We start from the raw sequence: 14,905 nt of genomic DNA, 5'->3' as shown, positions 1-14,905 counted from the left end.
CGACCCACTTCTGAGGCGGCCCGCACAACGCCAGCCGCCTCGCTCAGCCGGCGCCTCAGTTGGCGAGCAGCGTGCGGACCCGCTCGGCGACCCGGTCGCCGAAGATCCGGTGGCCCTCGGGGTCCGGGTGCAGGCGGTCGTCGAGGTAGCCGAGCTCGACGTCGAGCATGGACAGGTAGTCCATCCCGTGCGCCGCCGCCAGGCGCATGAGCTCGGCGTCGACGGCCGCCACCGCCTCGGCCGGGCGGGCCGGGGCGGGTGCGGGGCCGACGACCAGCACCTCGGCGCCGGCCAGGCGCCGGGCGAGCCGCTCGAAGCCGGTCACCAGGTCGGCCACCGGCTGGTCGGTGTCGTTGAGCCCGCCCTCGACCACGACGAGGTCCGTGGCCCGGGCCTCCCGTCGGGTGCCGGCATCATCGGTGACCCGGGTCGCGTACGAGCGGTCGCCGCACGGGCTGGCACCGGCGCTGAAGCCGCTGCCGGAGAACCCGTCGACCACGACCCGACCGGGCAGCCGCACCGGCCACGACTCGGTGGGCGCCACCCCGGCGCCGACCGAGTAGGAGTCCCCGATCACCAGCACGCGGGCGCCTTCGCCGGTGACCAGCGCCCCGCGCGCCGCGGCACGCTCGGCGGTCACGCCGCAGCGGTCCGGCCCGGCGCCGGCTCGGGCCAGCGCCACGGTGCTCACGCCGACGACGAGCAGGGCAGCGAGGGTGCCCACGAGCAGGCGCGCGCGAGTGAGGTGCCGAGTCACGTGGAGATCCTCCGCTGTCCGGAGCGATTCCGCTGCTTTTTCGCCGTCCTCGCAGCGGATCGACCACCGGCGGTGCTTGGGTGGGGACCGCCGGTGGTCGTCATGGCTCAGACTGCGTACTCGGCGAGCTCGCTGGCCAAGGCCTCCGAGGCCCGGCCCACGACCCGTGTGCCCTCGCCGGTGTGCTCCAAGGTGGAGATCTCACCGTCCTTGTGGATCCGGTCGATGAGGTCGCCGCGTGCGTACGGCACGAGTGCGGTGAACTCGACCTGCGGTCGGGGCAGGTCGGCCTCGATCGCGGCGATCGCCTCGGCGATGCCCTCCCCGGTGCGGGCGGAGACCGCCACGGCGTGCGGCTCGCGGCGCAGCACCCGGTCCACCACCAGCGGGTCGGCGGCGTCGATCTTGTTGATCACCACGAGCTCGGGGATGTCCCCGGCGTCGATGTCGGCCAGCACCTCGCGAACCGCGTTCAGCTGGCCCTCGGGGTCGGGGTGGGAGCCGTCGACGACGTGCACGATGAGGTCGGAGTCGGCGACCTCCTCCAGCGTGGATCGGAACGCCTCGACCAGCTGGTGCGGCAGGTGCCGCACGAACCCGACGGTGTCGCTCATCGTGTAGACGCGGCCGTCGGCGGTCTGGGTACGACGCGTGGTGGGGTCCAGGGTCGCGAACAGCGCGTCCTCGACCAGCACCCCGGCGCCGGTGAGCCGGTTGAGCAGCGAGGACTTGCCGGCGTTGGTGTAGCCGGCGATGGCCACGGATGGGATCTCGCGGCGACGGCGCTCCTGGCGCTTGGTGTCGCGGGTCCCCTTCATCACCTTCAGCTCGCGGCGCAGCTTGGCGATCCGGTCGTTGATGCGGCGCCGGTCGGTCTCGATCTTGGTCTCACCGGGGCCACGACCACCGATGCCGCCACCGTCGGCGCCGACGCGGCCACCGGCCTGGCGGGACAGGTTGCCACCCCAGCCGCGCAGCCGCTGCTTCATGTAGCTCAGCTGGGCCAGCTCGACCTGGGCCTGGCCCTCCTTGGCCTTCGCGTGCTGGGCGAAGATGTCGAGGATCAGCGCGGTCCGGTCGACCACCTTGACCTTGACCCGGTCCTCCAGGTTGCGCAGCTGCGAGGGCGCGAGCTCGCCGTCGCAGATCACCGTGTCCGCGCCGGTGGCCTGCACGATCTCGCGCAGCCCCTCGACCTTGCCGCGGCCGATGTAGGTGGCGGGGTCCGGGGAGGAGCGGCGCTGGTAGATGGCGTCGAGCACCTCCGAGCCGGCGGTCTCGGCGAGCAGGGCGAGCTCGGCCATCGCGTTCTCCACGTCGGCGACCGATCCCTCGGTCCACACCCCGACCAGGACCACGCGCTCGAGGCGGAGCTGGCGGTACTCGACCTCGGTGATGTCCTCGAGCTCGGTGCGCAGCCCGGCCACGCGGCGCAGCTCGTGGCGCGCCGCGAGGTCCATGTCCCCGGTCGTGGGGTCCACCGAGCGCACGGGGCCCTCGTCGGCGTACCCCGACTCGAACCTGTCGGGCCCCTCGGGGGCGTCCAGGTCGTCGAGCTCGTCGAGTTCGTCGGTCTCGTCCCAGCCCTCGGTGGCGCGCAGCGCGGACGCGAGGGTGAAGTCTTCAGCATTGTTCGTCATAGGCGTTGTCCAGCGTAACCACGAGACGGTGCGGAGGCTTCCCAATATCCGCCGCTCATCTGACGCGGCTTCGCGGAAACCGCCCGGAGACCTCGTGGCGGCCTCACCGAAAACGACTGCGGGCGCCCGCCGGGACCGGTCTCACCGGCCCCGCGGACGCCCGCAGATCAGCTCACTTCGGGGGCATCCGGATGCCGCCGTCGACCCGGATCACCTCTCCGTTCATGTAGGAGTTGGTCAGGCACTCCAGCACCATCGAGGCGAGCTCGTCGCCGGTGCCCAGACGCTTGGGGAACAGCACGTTCTTGCCGAGGTTGGCCTTGAACGCGTCCGCCGCCTCGCCCTCGCCGTAGATCGGGGTGTCGATCAGGCCGGGGGCGACCGTGTTGAGCCGGATGCCGGCGGCGGAGAGGTCGCGGGCGACCGGGAGGGTCATGCCGACGACGCCGCCCTTGGAGGCCGAGTACGACGCCTGGCCGATCTGGCCGTCGAAGGCGGCCACGCTGGCGAGGTTGACGATGGCGCCGCGGCAGCCGTCCTCGTCGGGCTCGTTGAGGCTCATCGCGGTCGCGGCCTGGCGGACCATGTCGAAGGTGCCGACCAGGTTGATGGCGATGACCTTCTTGAAGGCGTCGAGGTCGTGGGCGGACTCCACGTTGCCGTCGCGGCCGATGGTGCGCTGCGCCCAGCCGATGCCGGCGGAATTCACGACCGCACGCAGCGGGGCGATGTCGGCAGCGGCCTTGACGGCCGCGGCGATCTGCTCGGTGCTGGTGACGTCGACCTGGGCGAAGACGCCGTTGATCTCGGCGGCCAGCGCCTCCCCCTTGTCGGCCTGCAGGTCGGCGACCACGACGGTCGCGCCCTTCGCGGCGAGCTGGCGGGCGGCGGCGGCGCCGATGCCGGACGCGCCTCCGGTGACGATGGCAGAGGATCCGTTGAGTTCCATGCGCGGAGCATAGAGGCCCAGATCACATCGTGACAGCGATGGTGCCAGGAGTCAGAGACGGGTGACGCCCTCCGCGACGACGAGCGCCGGGCCGCTCATCAGGACCCGGTCGCCGGCGGTCCAGGTGATCCGCAGCGTGCCCCCGGGCAGGTCGACCCGGTACTCGGTGTCGCGGGGCGCGCCGTCGGCCAGCGCGGTGGCCACCATGACCGCGCAGGCGCCGGTGCCGCACGAGCGGGTCTCCCCCGAGCCACGCTCGTGCACCCGCATCGCGACGTGGGCCTCCCCGCGTCGTACGACGAGCTCGACGTTGACGCCGTCGGGGTAGACGGCCGGGTCGTGCGTCGGCGGAGCGAGCACCTCGCCCAGGTCGCCCAGCTCCGCGCCGTCGTGCAGGAAGGCGACGGCGTGCGGGTTGCCCATGTCGACGTGCAGCGCGGGCCAGGTGTGCCCGGCCAGCGACACCTCGGTGGTCTCGAGCACCTTCGGGGTGCCCATGTCGACGGTGATCTCGCCGTCCGCGGCGCCGCCGGCGAAGGTGAGCACCTTGACGCCGGCGCGGGTGGCGACGGGCACCGGGCCGCTCGGGTCGACCATTCCGGAGAGCGCGAGGTGGCGGCCGAAGACCCGCACGCCGTTGCCGCACATCTCCGAGACCGAGCCGTCGGCGTTGCGGTAGTCCATGAACCACTCGGCGTCCTGGCCGCGGCCGTCGGTGACCGCGGCGGTGCGCACCACCCGGAGCACGCCGTCGCCGCCGATGCCGGCGCGGCGGTCGCACAGCGCCCGGACCCGCGCGGGGTCCAGGTCGCCGTGCACGGTGCCGTCGGGGTCGGGGAGCAGCACGAAGTCGTTCTCGGTGCCGTGGCCCTTGAGGAACGGGTAGGGGTCAGGGCTGGACATAGAGGTTCTCCTCGTAGCGCGGGCCGTAGTACTCGTCGAGCTGGTCCAGGGGCGTGCCGGCGCGCTCCATCCGCTGGGCGACGACGGCGCGGCGCGGCACGACGGCCTCCGGCGCCCAGGTCTCCGGCTTCCACAGCCCGGCGCGCAGGAACGCCTTGGCGCAGTGGAAGAACACGGTCTCGACGTCGACGACCAGCGCCAACACGGGTCGGTGGCCCTTCACCTCGAGGTCGTCGAAGAAGGGCGCGTCACTCACCAGCCGGGCGCGGCCGTTGACGCGCAGCGTGTCGCCGCGGCCGGGGATGAGGAACTCCAGCCCGACGTGCGGGTTGGCGAGCACGTTGCGGTAGCTGTCGGCGCGCCGGTTCCCCGGCCGCTCGGCGATCGCGATCGTGTGCTCGTCGAGCACGTGCACCAGGCTGCCGGCCGGGTCGCCCTTCGTGGAGACGTCGCAGCGGCCCTCGGCGTCGGCGGTGCCGATGACGCAGAACGGGGAGGCGGCCAGCCAGTCACGGTCGATCGCGGTCAGCGCGCTGCGCTCCTTCGCGAGCGCCGCCGGCGTGGGCTCACCGAGCAACGCGGCCAGCGCCGCCTCGTCGGTGATCTCGCTCCAGTCCTGGCTCCTCACCGCTCAAGGATAGGAGTGCCCGCGCCGCGGGTGCACGACCAGCGCCGATCCGCCGCCGCGCCGCGACGGCTCGGCGACCGCGGTGAGCCGTCCGCGCTCCCCGATCCGGATCGCGGCCACCGCGCCGATCTCGGCGGCGCTGGTGCCGGGCGCGCCGGGTGGGGCGAAGGTGTGGCCGTAGCCGCCCAGCGCGGGTCCGTAGGCGTCGATGAACGCCTGCTCGGCCGAGACGCCTGCGGTGTTGCGCTGCGAGGCCCGCGGCGCGGCGACCGCCTGGGGCAGGCTCATGTCGAGGTCGATCATGTTGAGCAGCACCTGCGCCACCGTGGTGATGATCGTGGCCCCACCCGGGGAGCCCAGCGCGAGCACCGGCTTGCCGTCGCGCAGCACGATCGTGGGCGCCATCGAGGAGCGCGGCCGCTTGCCGGGCTCGATGCGGTTCGGGTCCTCGGCGTCGTAGGCCAGCGAGAAGTCGGTGAGCTCGTTGTTGAGCAGGAACCCGCGGCCGGGCACCACGATGCCCGAGCCGCCGGTCTGCTCGATGGTCAGCGTGTAGGAGACCACGTTGCCCCACCGGTCGGCGGTGCTCAGGTGGGTGGTGGAGATGTTCTCGGTGTCCTGCTCGGCACCCACGCCCGCCTGCTCGCCACCGCACACGCCGTCGTACGACGTCACGTCCCCGGCCTCGGTCCACGGCTTGGGCGCCGCGGTGTCGGGATCGATCAGGCAGGCCCGCTCCTTGGCGAAGACGTCGTCGAGCAGCACCTCGGTGGGCACGTCGACGTAGGCGGGGTCACCGACCTGCTCGGCGCGGTCGGCGAACGCCAGCGCGGTGGCCTCCAGGTAGTGGTGCAGCACCTGGGTCGGCGTCATGGCGGAGGTGTCGATCTGCTCGAGGATGTTGAGCGTCTCCCCCACCGTGGTGCCACCGGAGGACGACGGCGCCATGGAGTAGACGTCGTGGCCGCGGTAGCCGACCTTCGTCGGCGCCTGCTGCAGCGCGCGGTAGCGGCGCAGGTCGGCGCGAGTCATCTCCCCGCCCGGGGCGGGCAGGTCGGAGGTGCCGCTGACCGGAGGCTGCTGCACGGTGTCCACGACCTCGGCCCCGAGGCCGCCGCGGTAGAGCCAGTCGGTGCCACGCTGGCCGAGCAGCCGGTAGGTGCGAGCGAGGTCGGGGTTGCGGAACCGACTGCCGGTCTTCGGCACGCCGTTGCGCAGGAACAGCGCGGCGGTCGGGGTGAAGGCGGCGAACCGCTCGGCGTTCTCCTTCGTCTGCAGCGCGAAGGTGTCGTCGACGACGAAGCCGCGCTCAGCGAGCCGCGTGGCGGGGGCCAGCGCCTGCTTCAGCGAGACCGAGCCCCAGGCGTCCAGGGCCTTCTCCCAGGTGGCCGGGGTGCCGGGCACCCCCACCGAGCGGCCACTGGAGACCAGGTCGGCGAACGCGTAGGGCTGGCCGGTGGCGGGGTCGACGAACGTGTCGGGCCCGGCCGCGGCGGGCGCCGTCTCCCGGCCGTCGAGGGTGCTGACCTTGCCGGTGCGGGCGTCGTAGTGCACCAGGTAGCCGCCCCCGCCGATGCCGGCGCTGTAGGGCTCGGTCACCCCCAGCGCCGCCGCCGTGGCGACGGCGGCGTCGACCGCGTTGCCGCCGCGGCGCAGCACCTCCAGGCCGGCGGCCGAGGCGTCCGCGTCCACCGAGCTGACGGCGCCGCCGTACCCGGTGGCCACCGGGGTCTTGGCCCCCGGGCGCGGTGGCTTGCCGGGCTTCTTCCCTGGCTTTCCGGGCTTGCCGGGCTTCTTGCCGTGGCTCGTGCCGTGCTTGGCCGGCTCCCCGGCCGAGCCGCCGGGCGGCGCGCCGACTGCGGCGGTGCCCGCGAGCGGCAGGGCGAGGCTGAGGGTGCTGACGGCGGCGACGAGGGTACGGCGCACGGCTTCCTCCCGAGATCGAGGTCCGGTCACACCCACCCTCGGTGCCGGTGGCGGGCGACGTCAACACCCTCCCTGCCGCGCCCGGCCTCAGGACCCGGGCTGTGCGCGGTCCTCCAGCAGCGGCCCGAGGACGGCGTAGCGGGCGGTGACGAACACGCCGTTGGCCGCGGTCTCCTCCAGCCTCAGGTCCAACCGGCGCGGCAGCAGCGGCCTGCCGGCGCCGAGGGTCACCGGGGCGATGGAGACGACCACCTCGTCGAGGAGTCCGGCCTCGGCGAGCTGCCCGGCGAGGTCTCCCCCACCGACGACCCACACGTCGAGGTCGCCGGCGGCGGCGAGCAGCTGGGCGTGCACCGCGTCGACGGCGCCGGCGGCGAACCGGACGTCGGCGCCCACGGGCACGGTCAGCTCCCGGGTGGTCATCACCCAGGCCGGCTGCGCGTACGGCCAGGCCTCCCCGGTCACCTCGAGGTGGGCGAGCACCCACTCGTAGGTGGTGGAGCCCATCACGATCGCGCCGACGCCCTGCATGAACCGCGCGTGGTCCTGCGCCCCGCCCTCCTCCAGCGGCTGGCGCAGCAGCCAGTCCAGGGAGTCCTCGGGATCGGCCAGGAAGCCGTCGAGGGTGGTCGCGGTGTGGTACGTCGTGCTCATCGCTCTCCTCCAGGTGCGGCCGGGTGCACGGCCTGGGTCGTGGCCGGGGCCCGGCATCCTGCGGCGGGTCATGGCAGCAGTCTGGCCGCCCCCGGGCCGTCGGCGCCCGACCGATCCTGGGCATCCTTGACGGGCCCCTGTCGGCCCGCTGCAGGGCGTGGCGTCAGCGCAGGGCGCGCACCACGTCGACGGCCTTGGCGAGCAGGTCCGGGTCGTCGTGGTCGAGCCAGGTGATCCGCGGGTCGTTGCGCCACCACGCCATCTGCCGGCGGGCGAACTTGCGGGTGGCGACGATCGTCGACTCGATCGCCTCCTCGCGGGTCATCTCCCCGGCCAGCACGGCCATCGCCTGCCGGTAGCCGATCGCCAGCCCGGCGGTGCGCGAGGTCGCCAGCCCCAGCGACAGCAGCCGCTCGACCTCCTCGACCAGGCCGTCGTCGAACATCCGCCGCACCCGGATCGCGATGCGCTCGTGCAGCAGCTCCTTGTCGATGGCCACACCGAGCTGCACGGTGTGCGGGTCGACGTACTCGGCCTCCGGCAGGCGGGCGCTGAAGGGCGTGCCGGTGATCTCGATGACCTCCAGCGCGCGGACCACCCGGCGCCCGTTCTCGACCTCGATCCGCTCGGCGGCGACCGGGTCCAGCTCGCGCAGCCGTGCGTGCAGCACGGCGCTGCCGACCTCGGCCAGCTCGGCCTCGAGCCGCTCGCGCACGGCCGGGTCGGTGCCGGGGAAGTCGAACCGGTCGAGGATCGCGCGGGTGTACAGCGCCGAGCCCCCGACCAGCACCGGCGTCGCGCCGCGGGCACGCAGCTCGGCGATCGCGGCGCGCGCCCAGCCCTGGAACTCCGCGACCGTCGCCGGCTCGCTCACCTCCAGGGTGTCGAGGAGGTGGTGCGGGATGCCGCGGCGCTCGGCGAGCGGCAGCTTCGCCGTACCGATGTCCATGCCGCGGTAGACCTGCATCGCGTCGGTGTTGACCACCTCGCCGCCGAGCGCCTCGGCGAGGTCCAGCGACAGCGCCGTCTTCCCGCTGGCGGTCGGCCCGACGATGGCGACGATCGGCACCGGGGCGGAGGCGGTGGTCGCGTCGGAGGCCATGTCGCTAGTGTGGCAAGGGCCGGAGCGCGCCCGCCGTGCGGCTGCGCGGAAGGCCGGCCGCACGCTTCGAGGGAGGACGAGATGGGTCTCGCGGACAAGCTCCGGGGCGCCAAGGACAAGGCGACCCACCTGCTGGCGGAGAACAGCGACAAGATCGGGGCCGGCTTGGACAAGGCCGCCGACCTGGCCAACGACAAGACCGGCGGCAAGCACGCCGACAAGATCGCGAACGCCAAGGCGAAGGCGAAGGACGCGCTCGACAAGGTCACCGACGACGGCCGGGGCGACCAGGGCACCGAGGGCGACCAGGGCGACCAGGGCGACGGCACCACCCCGCCGGCCCCGCCGGCCCCGCCGGCCTGATCCGATGACGGTCGTCGACCCCGCCACCGGGCGGTCCCGGTTCGTCATCGTCCCCGCGGCCTACGTGTTCCTGCTGCGCGAGGCGCCCGGCGGTGCCACCGAGGTGCTGCTGCAGCTGCGCCGAGGCACCGGCTTCATGGACGAGCACTGGGCGGCCGCGGCCGCCGGGCACGTGGAGCGCGGCGAGACCGCCGAGGCCGCGGCGCGACGTGAGGCTGCCGAGGAGCTCGACGTGGTCGACCTCGACCTCCGCTTCGCCACCGCGATGCAGCGCACCGCCCACGACCTGCCGATCGACGAGCGGGTGGACTTCTTCTTCACCGCCCGCTCGTGGCGCGGCACGCCGCGGATCGTGGAGCCCACCAAGTGCGCCGACCTGCGCTGGTACGCACTCGACGCGCTGCCCGATCCCGTCGTCCCGCACGAGCGGTCCGTGCTGGAGGGGCTGCGGCGCGGCGACCTGCCCGCGCTGAGCCACTTCGGCTTCTGAGGCACCCGGCTTCTGAGGCAGCTGTCCCCAGCGGGCGAGCAGCCGGGTGGCCTCAGGTGGCCAGGCCGAGCAGCCGCAGCGCGGCGACGGAGGACCACTGCCCGCCCGGCACGTCCCCGGGGGCGCACACGCCGTCGGACTCCCCGGGCGGCTTCACCCACAGCCGCGCGTCCAGGCCGCCGCGTCCGATCACCTTCGGCGCCGGGCCCACGCGGGCGCCGCGCGGGTTGCACCACTCGCCCGGTCGTACGGCGCTCGGGCTGCCGTTGCGTGAGGTGTCGATGACGAAGCGGGCGCGCTTCACCTTCAGCCGGCGCAGCTCCTTGCGCACCGCGACCCCGTAGGCCTGCTCGGCGGAGGTGGCGCGGAAGTTGGCGACGTTGGTGGAGAAGCCGCGCGCGTGCTTGGCACCTGCGCGCACCAGCCGCTTCGCCATGGCGCGCGGGGTGTGCCAGCTGCTGTGCCCGGCGTCGAGGTAGACCCGTGCCCCCGCACGGGCGAGCACCTTGGCCGCGAACCGGAGCGACCCGAGCCGGTCACCCTGCCCGGCACACGCCCCGAGCATGGGCAGCGCGTCCGGCTCGACGATGATCCACGGGGTGGCGCCGCGGGCGGTCCGGACCGCCTTCGCGACCTGTCGCACCCAGGCACGGTAGGTACCGTGGTTGCGCAGCCCGCCGCCGGAGCAGTCGCGCTGCGGCACCGCGTAGAGCACCAGCACGGCGGGGCGGCGCTGGGCGGCGGCGCGCGCCAGGTGGGCGGCCGTCACCGTGCGCACGTTGCGGTACGGGTCCGGGTCGCCCACGACGTACCCGTCGGTGAGCCAGACCGCGGTGGGCTGGGCCGCCAGCATGGCGAAGCGGGGGTCGGTGCGCGCCGCGCTCACCGCGGAGGCGGCAGGGTCTCGGTAGAACGGCGCCGTGCTACGCGGCGCCGCCTCCGCCGGCTCCGCGAGGGAGCCGACCGGGGCGAGGAGGGCGAGCAGCACGGCCAGGACCGCCGCCGGGGCGGCGAGGACGCGGGTCATCGGCAGCTACGGCGCCCCGGTCACCGTGACGGTCACGGTGGCGGTCGGCGGCACACTCGTCGGAGGCGCCGTGGTCGGCGGTGCGGTGGTCGGCGGCGCCGTCGTCGGCGGCACCGTGACGGTCACCGTGACGGTCGGCGTCGACGGCCCCGTCGTGGGCGGCGTGCTGGTCGGCGGCGCGCTCGTGGGAGGTGCCGTCGTGGGTGGCGCAGTCGTCGGGGCGGTGCTGGTCGGGGTGGGCTTCGGCGGCAGGGGCTGCGGGGTGAAGGCGAGGGTGCCCAGGTTCGTGGCGCGGCCGCGGACCACGCTCAGGCCGCTGCGCACGTAGCGCTGCTTGTAGGTGCGTCCTGCGATGGTCGAGTACGCCTCGACCACCACGGTCAGCCCGCCTTGGTCCCAGATCGTGCCCCCGGCGCGGAACACGCCGTTGCGGTCGGTGCGGACCTGGGTGAGCAGCTTGCCGTAGCGGTCGTAGACCGAGACGTGCATGCCGGACAGCGGGCCGCCGCCCTCGCTGCTGACGGCACGGCCCGAGAACCAGCCGCCGAGCGTGGTCAGCCGGATGTTGATGGCCCGGCTGCGCTTGGCCCGCACCGGCACCCGGATGTGGAAGGTGCCTCCCAGGTAGCGGCCGGCGCCGGGCACCTCGATCCGGTAGCTGCCCGGCATCAGGCCGCGCACCGAGAGGTCGCCGTTGCGGATCGGGAACGGCCACCACTGTCCGGTCTTCTTGCTGACCGCCGTGGCCCACACGGTGCCGCGGACCGGGTTCGGCCCCGCGAAGAGGAACCCGTGGTACCCGCCGGCCCGCTTGCGCAGCTTCACCCGTACGTCGCGTCCGGAGCCGTGCTTGACCTTGGCGACGTTGATCGGCCGGTCCACCCACTGCTTCTTGGCGTCCCACGCCCACAGCGTGAAGCTGCCCGAGGGCAGCCCGCCGAGCGCGAACTCGCCGCGGGAGTTGGCCTGGACCTCGTAGCTGCGCCCGTTGCGGTCGGCGACCGCGACCTTGGCGTTGCGCCCGGCCTTCGTGCCGCGCTTGCCCACGGTGACCTTGCCGGTGATGAATGCGCCGCGCCGCATGGTGACGTTCTTGGCCGAGGCACGGCCCGGGTAGACCCGGACGCTGACGTCGGAGCTGGCGAACGACTTCACGTCGTACCGGGGCCGCCGGTCCACCAGCTGCAGCCGGTACAGGCCGGCAGGCAGGTTGCGGAACTCGAACTTCCCGCTGCGGGTCACGCTCCCGGCGCGCAGGTAGGTCCAGGAGCTGTCGAACAGCATCACCTTGATCCGGGACACGCCCATGCCGTCGGAGCCCACGGCCCGGCCCACGATGGTGCCGTTGGCGGCGGCCGCGGCGGCGGCCGGCGCGAGGGTCGGCGAGGAGCCGACCGATCCGATCACCGGCGGCACGAGGAGCACCGCACCGACGAGGAGGGCACAGAGGAGCGTGGTGGCCAGGGAGCGTCGGGCCGAGTGCGTGGACCGGTGCGCGCGGCCTGCAGACATCAGAGGGGACCTTTCGGGGGAGACGGGGCTGAGCGTATCGCTGCCACCGGGGTCTGCGAGGCGGTTCCGCGGACCCGCTCAGAGCCACTCAGGGCGCGCACAGGACCATGTCCTGACCGCGCCTTGGTTTTCGCGGGCCTTGGTCGCGGCTGCCTACGATGCGCGCATGCCTGGCGCCCCCTCCTCCGCTCCGCGGGCGCCCCGCCGGCGACTGCGCTGGACCCTGGTCGGGATCGCCGTCTTCGCGCTGGCGCTGGCCGCCGCGCGGCTCTCCCACACCTTCTACGACGAGCCCGATACCGTCGTCGTGGTGGAGACTCCCGGCCCGGTCGCACCCACCTGGGTCGCCGACGGCTCCGCGCAGCTGAGCAACCCGTTCGCGGGCAAGCAGCTCTACGTCTGGCCGCGCTCGCCGGCCGCCGGAGCCGCCACGTCGGCCACCGCGGTCCCGGGCTCCGCGCGCACCCGCCGGGTCCTGGAACGGCTCGCCTCCGTCCCGACCGGCGTCTGGCTCGTCCCCGAGCGCAACCCCCTGGGCAGCATCGGCACCTTCGTGCAGGAGATCGTCCGGGAGGCCGAGCAGGGCGGGCGGGTGCCGGTGTTCGTGCTGTACGGGATCCCGCAACGCGACTGCACCGGCCTGGAGTCGGCGGGCGGGCTCGACGAGGGGCAGTACCTGGACTGGGTGCGGGAGTTCACCGCCGCCGCCGGCCCCGGTTCCGTCGTCGTCCTCGAGCCCGACGCGATCGCGTCGGCGACGGAGTGCGGCCTGCGCGAGCAGCGCGAGCGGATCCTCTCCGCGGCCCTCGACATCCTCACCCCGGGACCGGCGACCTACGTGGAGGCCGGCCACTCGAACTGGCGCGACCCGCAGGAGATGGCCGACATCCTGCGTGCGATCCGGGTCGACCGGGCGCGCGGCATCGCGGTGAACGTCTCCGCCTACCAGCCCGAGGAGGACGAGCGCAGGTACGCCGAGCAGATCCTCGACTCCCTCGGCGGCGGTGCCTACGTCGTCGACACCGGCCGCAACGGCGCCGGCGCGACGGGCGAGTGGTGCAACCCGGAGGGCCGCGCCTTCGGACCGGAGCCCCAAGCGGTCGACGACGGTTCCCGGCTCGACGCACGCCTGTGGATCAAGCCGCCCGGGGAGAGCGACGGCACCTGCGGCGGCGGGCCGCCGGCGGGTCAGTACTGGGTCGAGCGGGCACTGCAGATGGCCGCGGTCTCCGGCTGGTGAGGTCGGGACCTCCCAAGGCACGGACCTGGGAGGCCCGTCTCGCTAGGATGCGGCCATGGACAGTACCGGCGCTCCTCCGATGCCTCTGGTCGTCATCGTCGATGACGACGCGGACGTGCGTCACCTGCTGAACGCCGTGCTCACCCAGAGCGGGTTCGAGACCGTCCTCACCGCCAACGCCACCGACGGCGTGGAGGCGGTCCGCGAGTTCAACCCGATCGTCACGCTGCTCGACGTCTCGATGCCCGGCATGGACGGGTTCGCCGCCGCGCGGCGCATCCGGGAGTTCAGCGGGACGTACATCATGATGCTCACCGCGCTCGCCGACGAGATCGACGTGATCCAGGGACTCGGCGCCGGCGCCGACGACTACCTGCTCAAGCCGGTCCGCCCCCGCGAGCTGCGCGCACGCATCGAGACCCTGCTCCGGCGCCCCCGCGAGCGCTGGGTCGACGCCCAGCTGCAGGCCCCCGACCATCAGGCGCCGGTCACGAAGGACCTGTGGACCGCCGGCCAGGTGCGCACCCGCGGCACAGCCGTCAGCGGCGCCCCGACCGGCACGCCGGCTCCCCAGGCACCGGCTCCCCAGGCACCCGCACCCCAGGCCCCGGCTCCGCAGGCACCCGCCCCGCAGCAGCAGCCGGTCATCGCGCAGCCGGCTTACGCCCAGGCGCCGTACCAGCCTGCTGCCGCCCAGCCGGCGGCTCCCACGCAGCAGGCTCCCGTGCCGCAGCAGGCTCCCGTGCAGCAGCAGGCGTCGTACCCGGCTCCCCCGCCGGCGCCGACGCAGCCGGGCCAGTCCCGCGCCCCGCAGCCGGGCGCCGAGGAGCCCGACTACGTCGAGCTGCCCGTGCAGCGCAGCCTCAACCAGCCGCAGCGCGTCGACGCGTGGGTCAACCAGAGCGGGTTGGCGCTCAACACCGCCACCGGCGAGGTCACCGTGGACGGCCGCCCCGTCACCCTCAACCCCAGCGAGTTCGCCCTGCTGGCCACGTTGATCGACTCGGGCCGCCGCGTGCGCAGCACCGCGAACCTGGTGCTCACCCTGCGCGGTGAGAGCTATGTGACGACGTACTACGTCAACGACGGCGACAAGCGGGCCGTGAAGGCCCACATGACCAGCCTGCGCCGCAAGATCGGCGACACCGGTCTGACCCCGCGCTGGATCGAGAGCGTGCGCGGGGTCGGCTACCGGATGACCGGCGACTGACGCCGCTCACTGCGGCGGGAACGGCCTCCGCTTGCAGGACGTCAGTGCCGCGAGGTAGCGGGGGTCGCTGGTGATCACGCCGGAGGCGGCCTCGATCTGGCGGCCCGGGATCGCGTAGAACTGGTTGTTGTAGGTGACGACCTCGCACGAGCCGATCCGCACCCCGGCGACCGGGTTGCCCTCCGCGTCGGCGCACCACTCGTAGTCCTGCGGCAGCAACGAGCCGATCCGCCAGATCGAGTCGCAGGCCGGGGCGTTGGAGTCGACGTAGAGCAGGTCGAAGTCGAAGCCCGCGGAGGCCGTGGCGGACGGGGCCGGCGCGGCGGGGGCAGCGGTCGTCGGCGTGGCCGGGTCCGCCTGCACGGTGACGGTCTCGGTGGCCGACGGCTTGCTCAGGCCGAGGTTGCTGCAGGCGCTCAACGCGCCGACGGCGGCTACCGCGGCCGCGGCGCGGACGAACGTCGTGGGCCTCATGGGCTTGGCTCCTGGGGGCTGCGTGGTCAC

At 73.8% G+C, this 14,905-nt stretch carries 15 protein-coding genes; 4 read left to right on the top strand and 11 right to left on the bottom strand.

Annotated elements, in window-relative coordinates; all coding sequences use genetic code 11:
- Window positions 1–55: 55 nt before the first annotated feature.
- The 8 genes from KG111_RS03195 to miaA form a co-directional block, all read right to left on the bottom strand.
- Entirely contained in the window at window positions 56–757 is a 702-nt protein-coding gene (locus KG111_RS03195; RefSeq protein WP_205292741.1) for an SGNH/GDSL hydrolase family protein, read from the bottom strand.
- A 107-nt stretch (window positions 758–864) separates the two neighbouring features.
- On the bottom strand, window positions 865–2,397 hold the full coding sequence (hflX, locus tag KG111_RS03190) for a GTPase HflX (RefSeq protein ID WP_372440179.1): 1,533 nt from the start codon (window positions 2,395–2,397) through the stop codon (window positions 865–867).
- Window positions 2,398–2,569: 172 nt separating this feature from the next.
- Entirely contained in the window at window positions 2,570–3,346 is a 777-nt protein-coding gene (locus KG111_RS03185) for an SDR family NAD(P)-dependent oxidoreductase (protein WP_205292742.1), read from the bottom strand.
- Window positions 3,347–3,397: 51 nt separating this feature from the next.
- The gene (gene dapF, locus KG111_RS03180) at window positions 3,398–4,249 is read right to left on the bottom strand and encodes a diaminopimelate epimerase (RefSeq protein ID WP_205292743.1); all 852 of its coding nucleotides are present in this window, start codon (window positions 4,247–4,249) and stop codon (window positions 3,398–3,400) included.
- The gene (locus KG111_RS03175) at window positions 4,236–4,877 is read right to left on the bottom strand and encodes a pyridoxamine 5'-phosphate oxidase family protein (protein WP_205292744.1); all 642 of its coding nucleotides are present in this window, start codon (window positions 4,875–4,877) and stop codon (window positions 4,236–4,238) included. The genes dapF and KG111_RS03175 overlap by 14 nt, the downstream gene beginning before the upstream one ends.
- A 3-nt stretch (window positions 4,878–4,880) precedes the next feature.
- Window positions 4,881–6,803 carry a gamma-glutamyltransferase gene (gene ggt, locus KG111_RS03170; RefSeq protein ID WP_249666274.1) on the bottom strand — a complete coding sequence of 641 codons (1,923 nt, stop codon included), beginning with the start codon at window positions 6,801–6,803 and terminating at the stop codon, window positions 4,881–4,883.
- Between the two features lie 87 nt (window positions 6,804–6,890).
- The gene (locus tag KG111_RS03165) at window positions 6,891–7,457 is read right to left on the bottom strand and encodes a dihydrofolate reductase family protein (RefSeq protein ID WP_205292745.1); all 567 of its coding nucleotides are present in this window, start codon (window positions 7,455–7,457) and stop codon (window positions 6,891–6,893) included.
- Window positions 7,458–7,620: 163 nt separating this feature from the next.
- Window positions 7,621–8,559 (bottom strand): tRNA (adenosine(37)-N6)-dimethylallyltransferase MiaA, encoded by a 939-nt coding sequence (gene miaA, locus KG111_RS03160; RefSeq protein WP_205292746.1) that lies wholly within the window; start codon window positions 8,557–8,559, stop codon window positions 7,621–7,623.
- 81 nt (window positions 8,560–8,640) lie between these two features.
- Between miaA and KG111_RS03155 the strand changes: the two genes are divergently transcribed.
- Both KG111_RS03155 and KG111_RS03150 read left to right on the top strand, forming a co-directional pair.
- Window positions 8,641–8,922, top strand: coding sequence for an antitoxin (locus KG111_RS03155; RefSeq protein ID WP_205292747.1), 282 nt, complete (start codon window positions 8,641–8,643; stop codon window positions 8,920–8,922).
- A gap of 4 nt (window positions 8,923–8,926) precedes the next feature.
- A complete protein-coding gene (locus KG111_RS03150; protein WP_205292748.1) occupies window positions 8,927–9,412 on the top strand; it encodes an NUDIX domain-containing protein in 486 nt (161 codons plus the stop codon).
- Window positions 9,413–9,464: 52 nt separating this feature from the next.
- Here the strand turns inward: KG111_RS03150 and KG111_RS03145 are convergent, their stop codons facing one another.
- Complete coding sequence (locus tag KG111_RS03145) at window positions 9,465–10,439, bottom strand: glycoside hydrolase family 6 protein (RefSeq protein WP_205292749.1); 975 nt, start codon at window positions 10,437–10,439, stop codon at window positions 9,465–9,467.
- Window positions 10,440–10,445: 6 nt separating this feature from the next.
- Window positions 10,446–11,951, bottom strand: a complete 1,506-nt coding sequence (locus KG111_RS03140) for an MSCRAMM family protein (RefSeq protein WP_205292750.1) — start codon at window positions 11,949–11,951, stop codon at window positions 10,446–10,448.
- Between the two features lie 166 nt (window positions 11,952–12,117).
- On the opposite strand from KG111_RS03140, the gene KG111_RS03135 reads away from it, so the two are divergent.
- Together KG111_RS03135 and KG111_RS03130 are read left to right on the top strand one after the other, a co-directional pair.
- Window positions 12,118–13,191: a glycoside hydrolase family 6 protein gene (locus tag KG111_RS03135; protein ID WP_205292751.1), complete on the top strand. Its 1,074-nt coding sequence runs from the start codon at window positions 12,118–12,120 to the stop codon at window positions 13,189–13,191.
- Window positions 13,192–13,246: 55 nt separating this feature from the next.
- Window positions 13,247–14,401 (top strand): winged helix-turn-helix transcriptional regulator, encoded by a 1,155-nt coding sequence (locus KG111_RS03130; protein WP_205292752.1) that lies wholly within the window; start codon window positions 13,247–13,249, stop codon window positions 14,399–14,401.
- A gap of 6 nt (window positions 14,402–14,407) precedes the next feature.
- Here KG111_RS03130 and KG111_RS03125 read toward each other — a convergent pair whose 3' ends face one another.
- The gene (locus KG111_RS03125; RefSeq protein WP_205292753.1) at window positions 14,408–14,875 is read right to left on the bottom strand and encodes a hypothetical protein; all 468 of its coding nucleotides are present in this window, start codon (window positions 14,873–14,875) and stop codon (window positions 14,408–14,410) included.
- Between the last annotated feature and the right edge of the window lie 30 nt (window positions 14,876–14,905).

The organism is Nocardioides faecalis (assembly GCF_018388425.1).
GTDB classification, from domain to species: Bacteria; Actinomycetota; Actinomycetes; order Propionibacteriales; family Nocardioidaceae; genus Nocardioides; species Nocardioides faecalis.
Note: the sequence above shows the minus strand (reverse complement) of the source record. Positions and strands in the feature narration are given on the sequence as shown.

What these genes read in the sequence shown, in the direction of transcription:
- hflX (WP_372440179.1), bottom strand. Translation starts at nt 2,397, where the DNA reads ATGACGAACAATGCTGAAGACTTCACCCTCGCGTCCGCGCTGCGCGCC.
- KG111_RS03185 (WP_205292742.1), bottom strand. Translation starts at nt 3,346, where the DNA reads ATGGAACTCAACGGATCCTCTGCCATCGTCACCGGAGGCGCGTCCGGC.
- dapF (WP_205292743.1), bottom strand. Translation starts at nt 4,249, where the DNA reads ATGTCCAGCCCTGACCCCTACCCGTTCCTCAAGGGCCACGGCACCGAG.
- KG111_RS03165 (WP_205292745.1), bottom strand. Translation starts at nt 7,457, where the DNA reads ATGAGCACGACGTACCACACCGCGACCACCCTCGACGGCTTCCTGGCC.
- miaA (WP_205292746.1), bottom strand. Translation starts at nt 8,559, where the DNA reads ATGGCCTCCGACGCGACCACCGCCTCCGCCCCGGTGCCGATCGTCGCC.
- KG111_RS03155 (WP_205292747.1), top strand. Translation starts at nt 8,641, where the DNA reads ATGGGTCTCGCGGACAAGCTCCGGGGCGCCAAGGACAAGGCGACCCAC.
- KG111_RS03150 (WP_205292748.1), top strand. Translation starts at nt 8,927, where the DNA reads ATGACGGTCGTCGACCCCGCCACCGGGCGGTCCCGGTTCGTCATCGTC.
- KG111_RS03145 (WP_205292749.1), bottom strand. Translation starts at nt 10,439, where the DNA reads ATGACCCGCGTCCTCGCCGCCCCGGCGGCGGTCCTGGCCGTGCTGCTC.
- KG111_RS03140 (WP_205292750.1), bottom strand. Translation starts at nt 11,951, where the DNA reads ATGTCTGCAGGCCGCGCGCACCGGTCCACGCACTCGGCCCGACGCTCC.
- KG111_RS03135 (WP_205292751.1), top strand. Translation starts at nt 12,118, where the DNA reads ATGCCTGGCGCCCCCTCCTCCGCTCCGCGGGCGCCCCGCCGGCGACTG.
- KG111_RS03130 (WP_205292752.1), top strand. Translation starts at nt 13,247, where the DNA reads ATGGACAGTACCGGCGCTCCTCCGATGCCTCTGGTCGTCATCGTCGAT.
- KG111_RS03125 (WP_205292753.1), bottom strand. Translation starts at nt 14,875, where the DNA reads ATGAGGCCCACGACGTTCGTCCGCGCCGCGGCCGCGGTAGCCGCCGTC.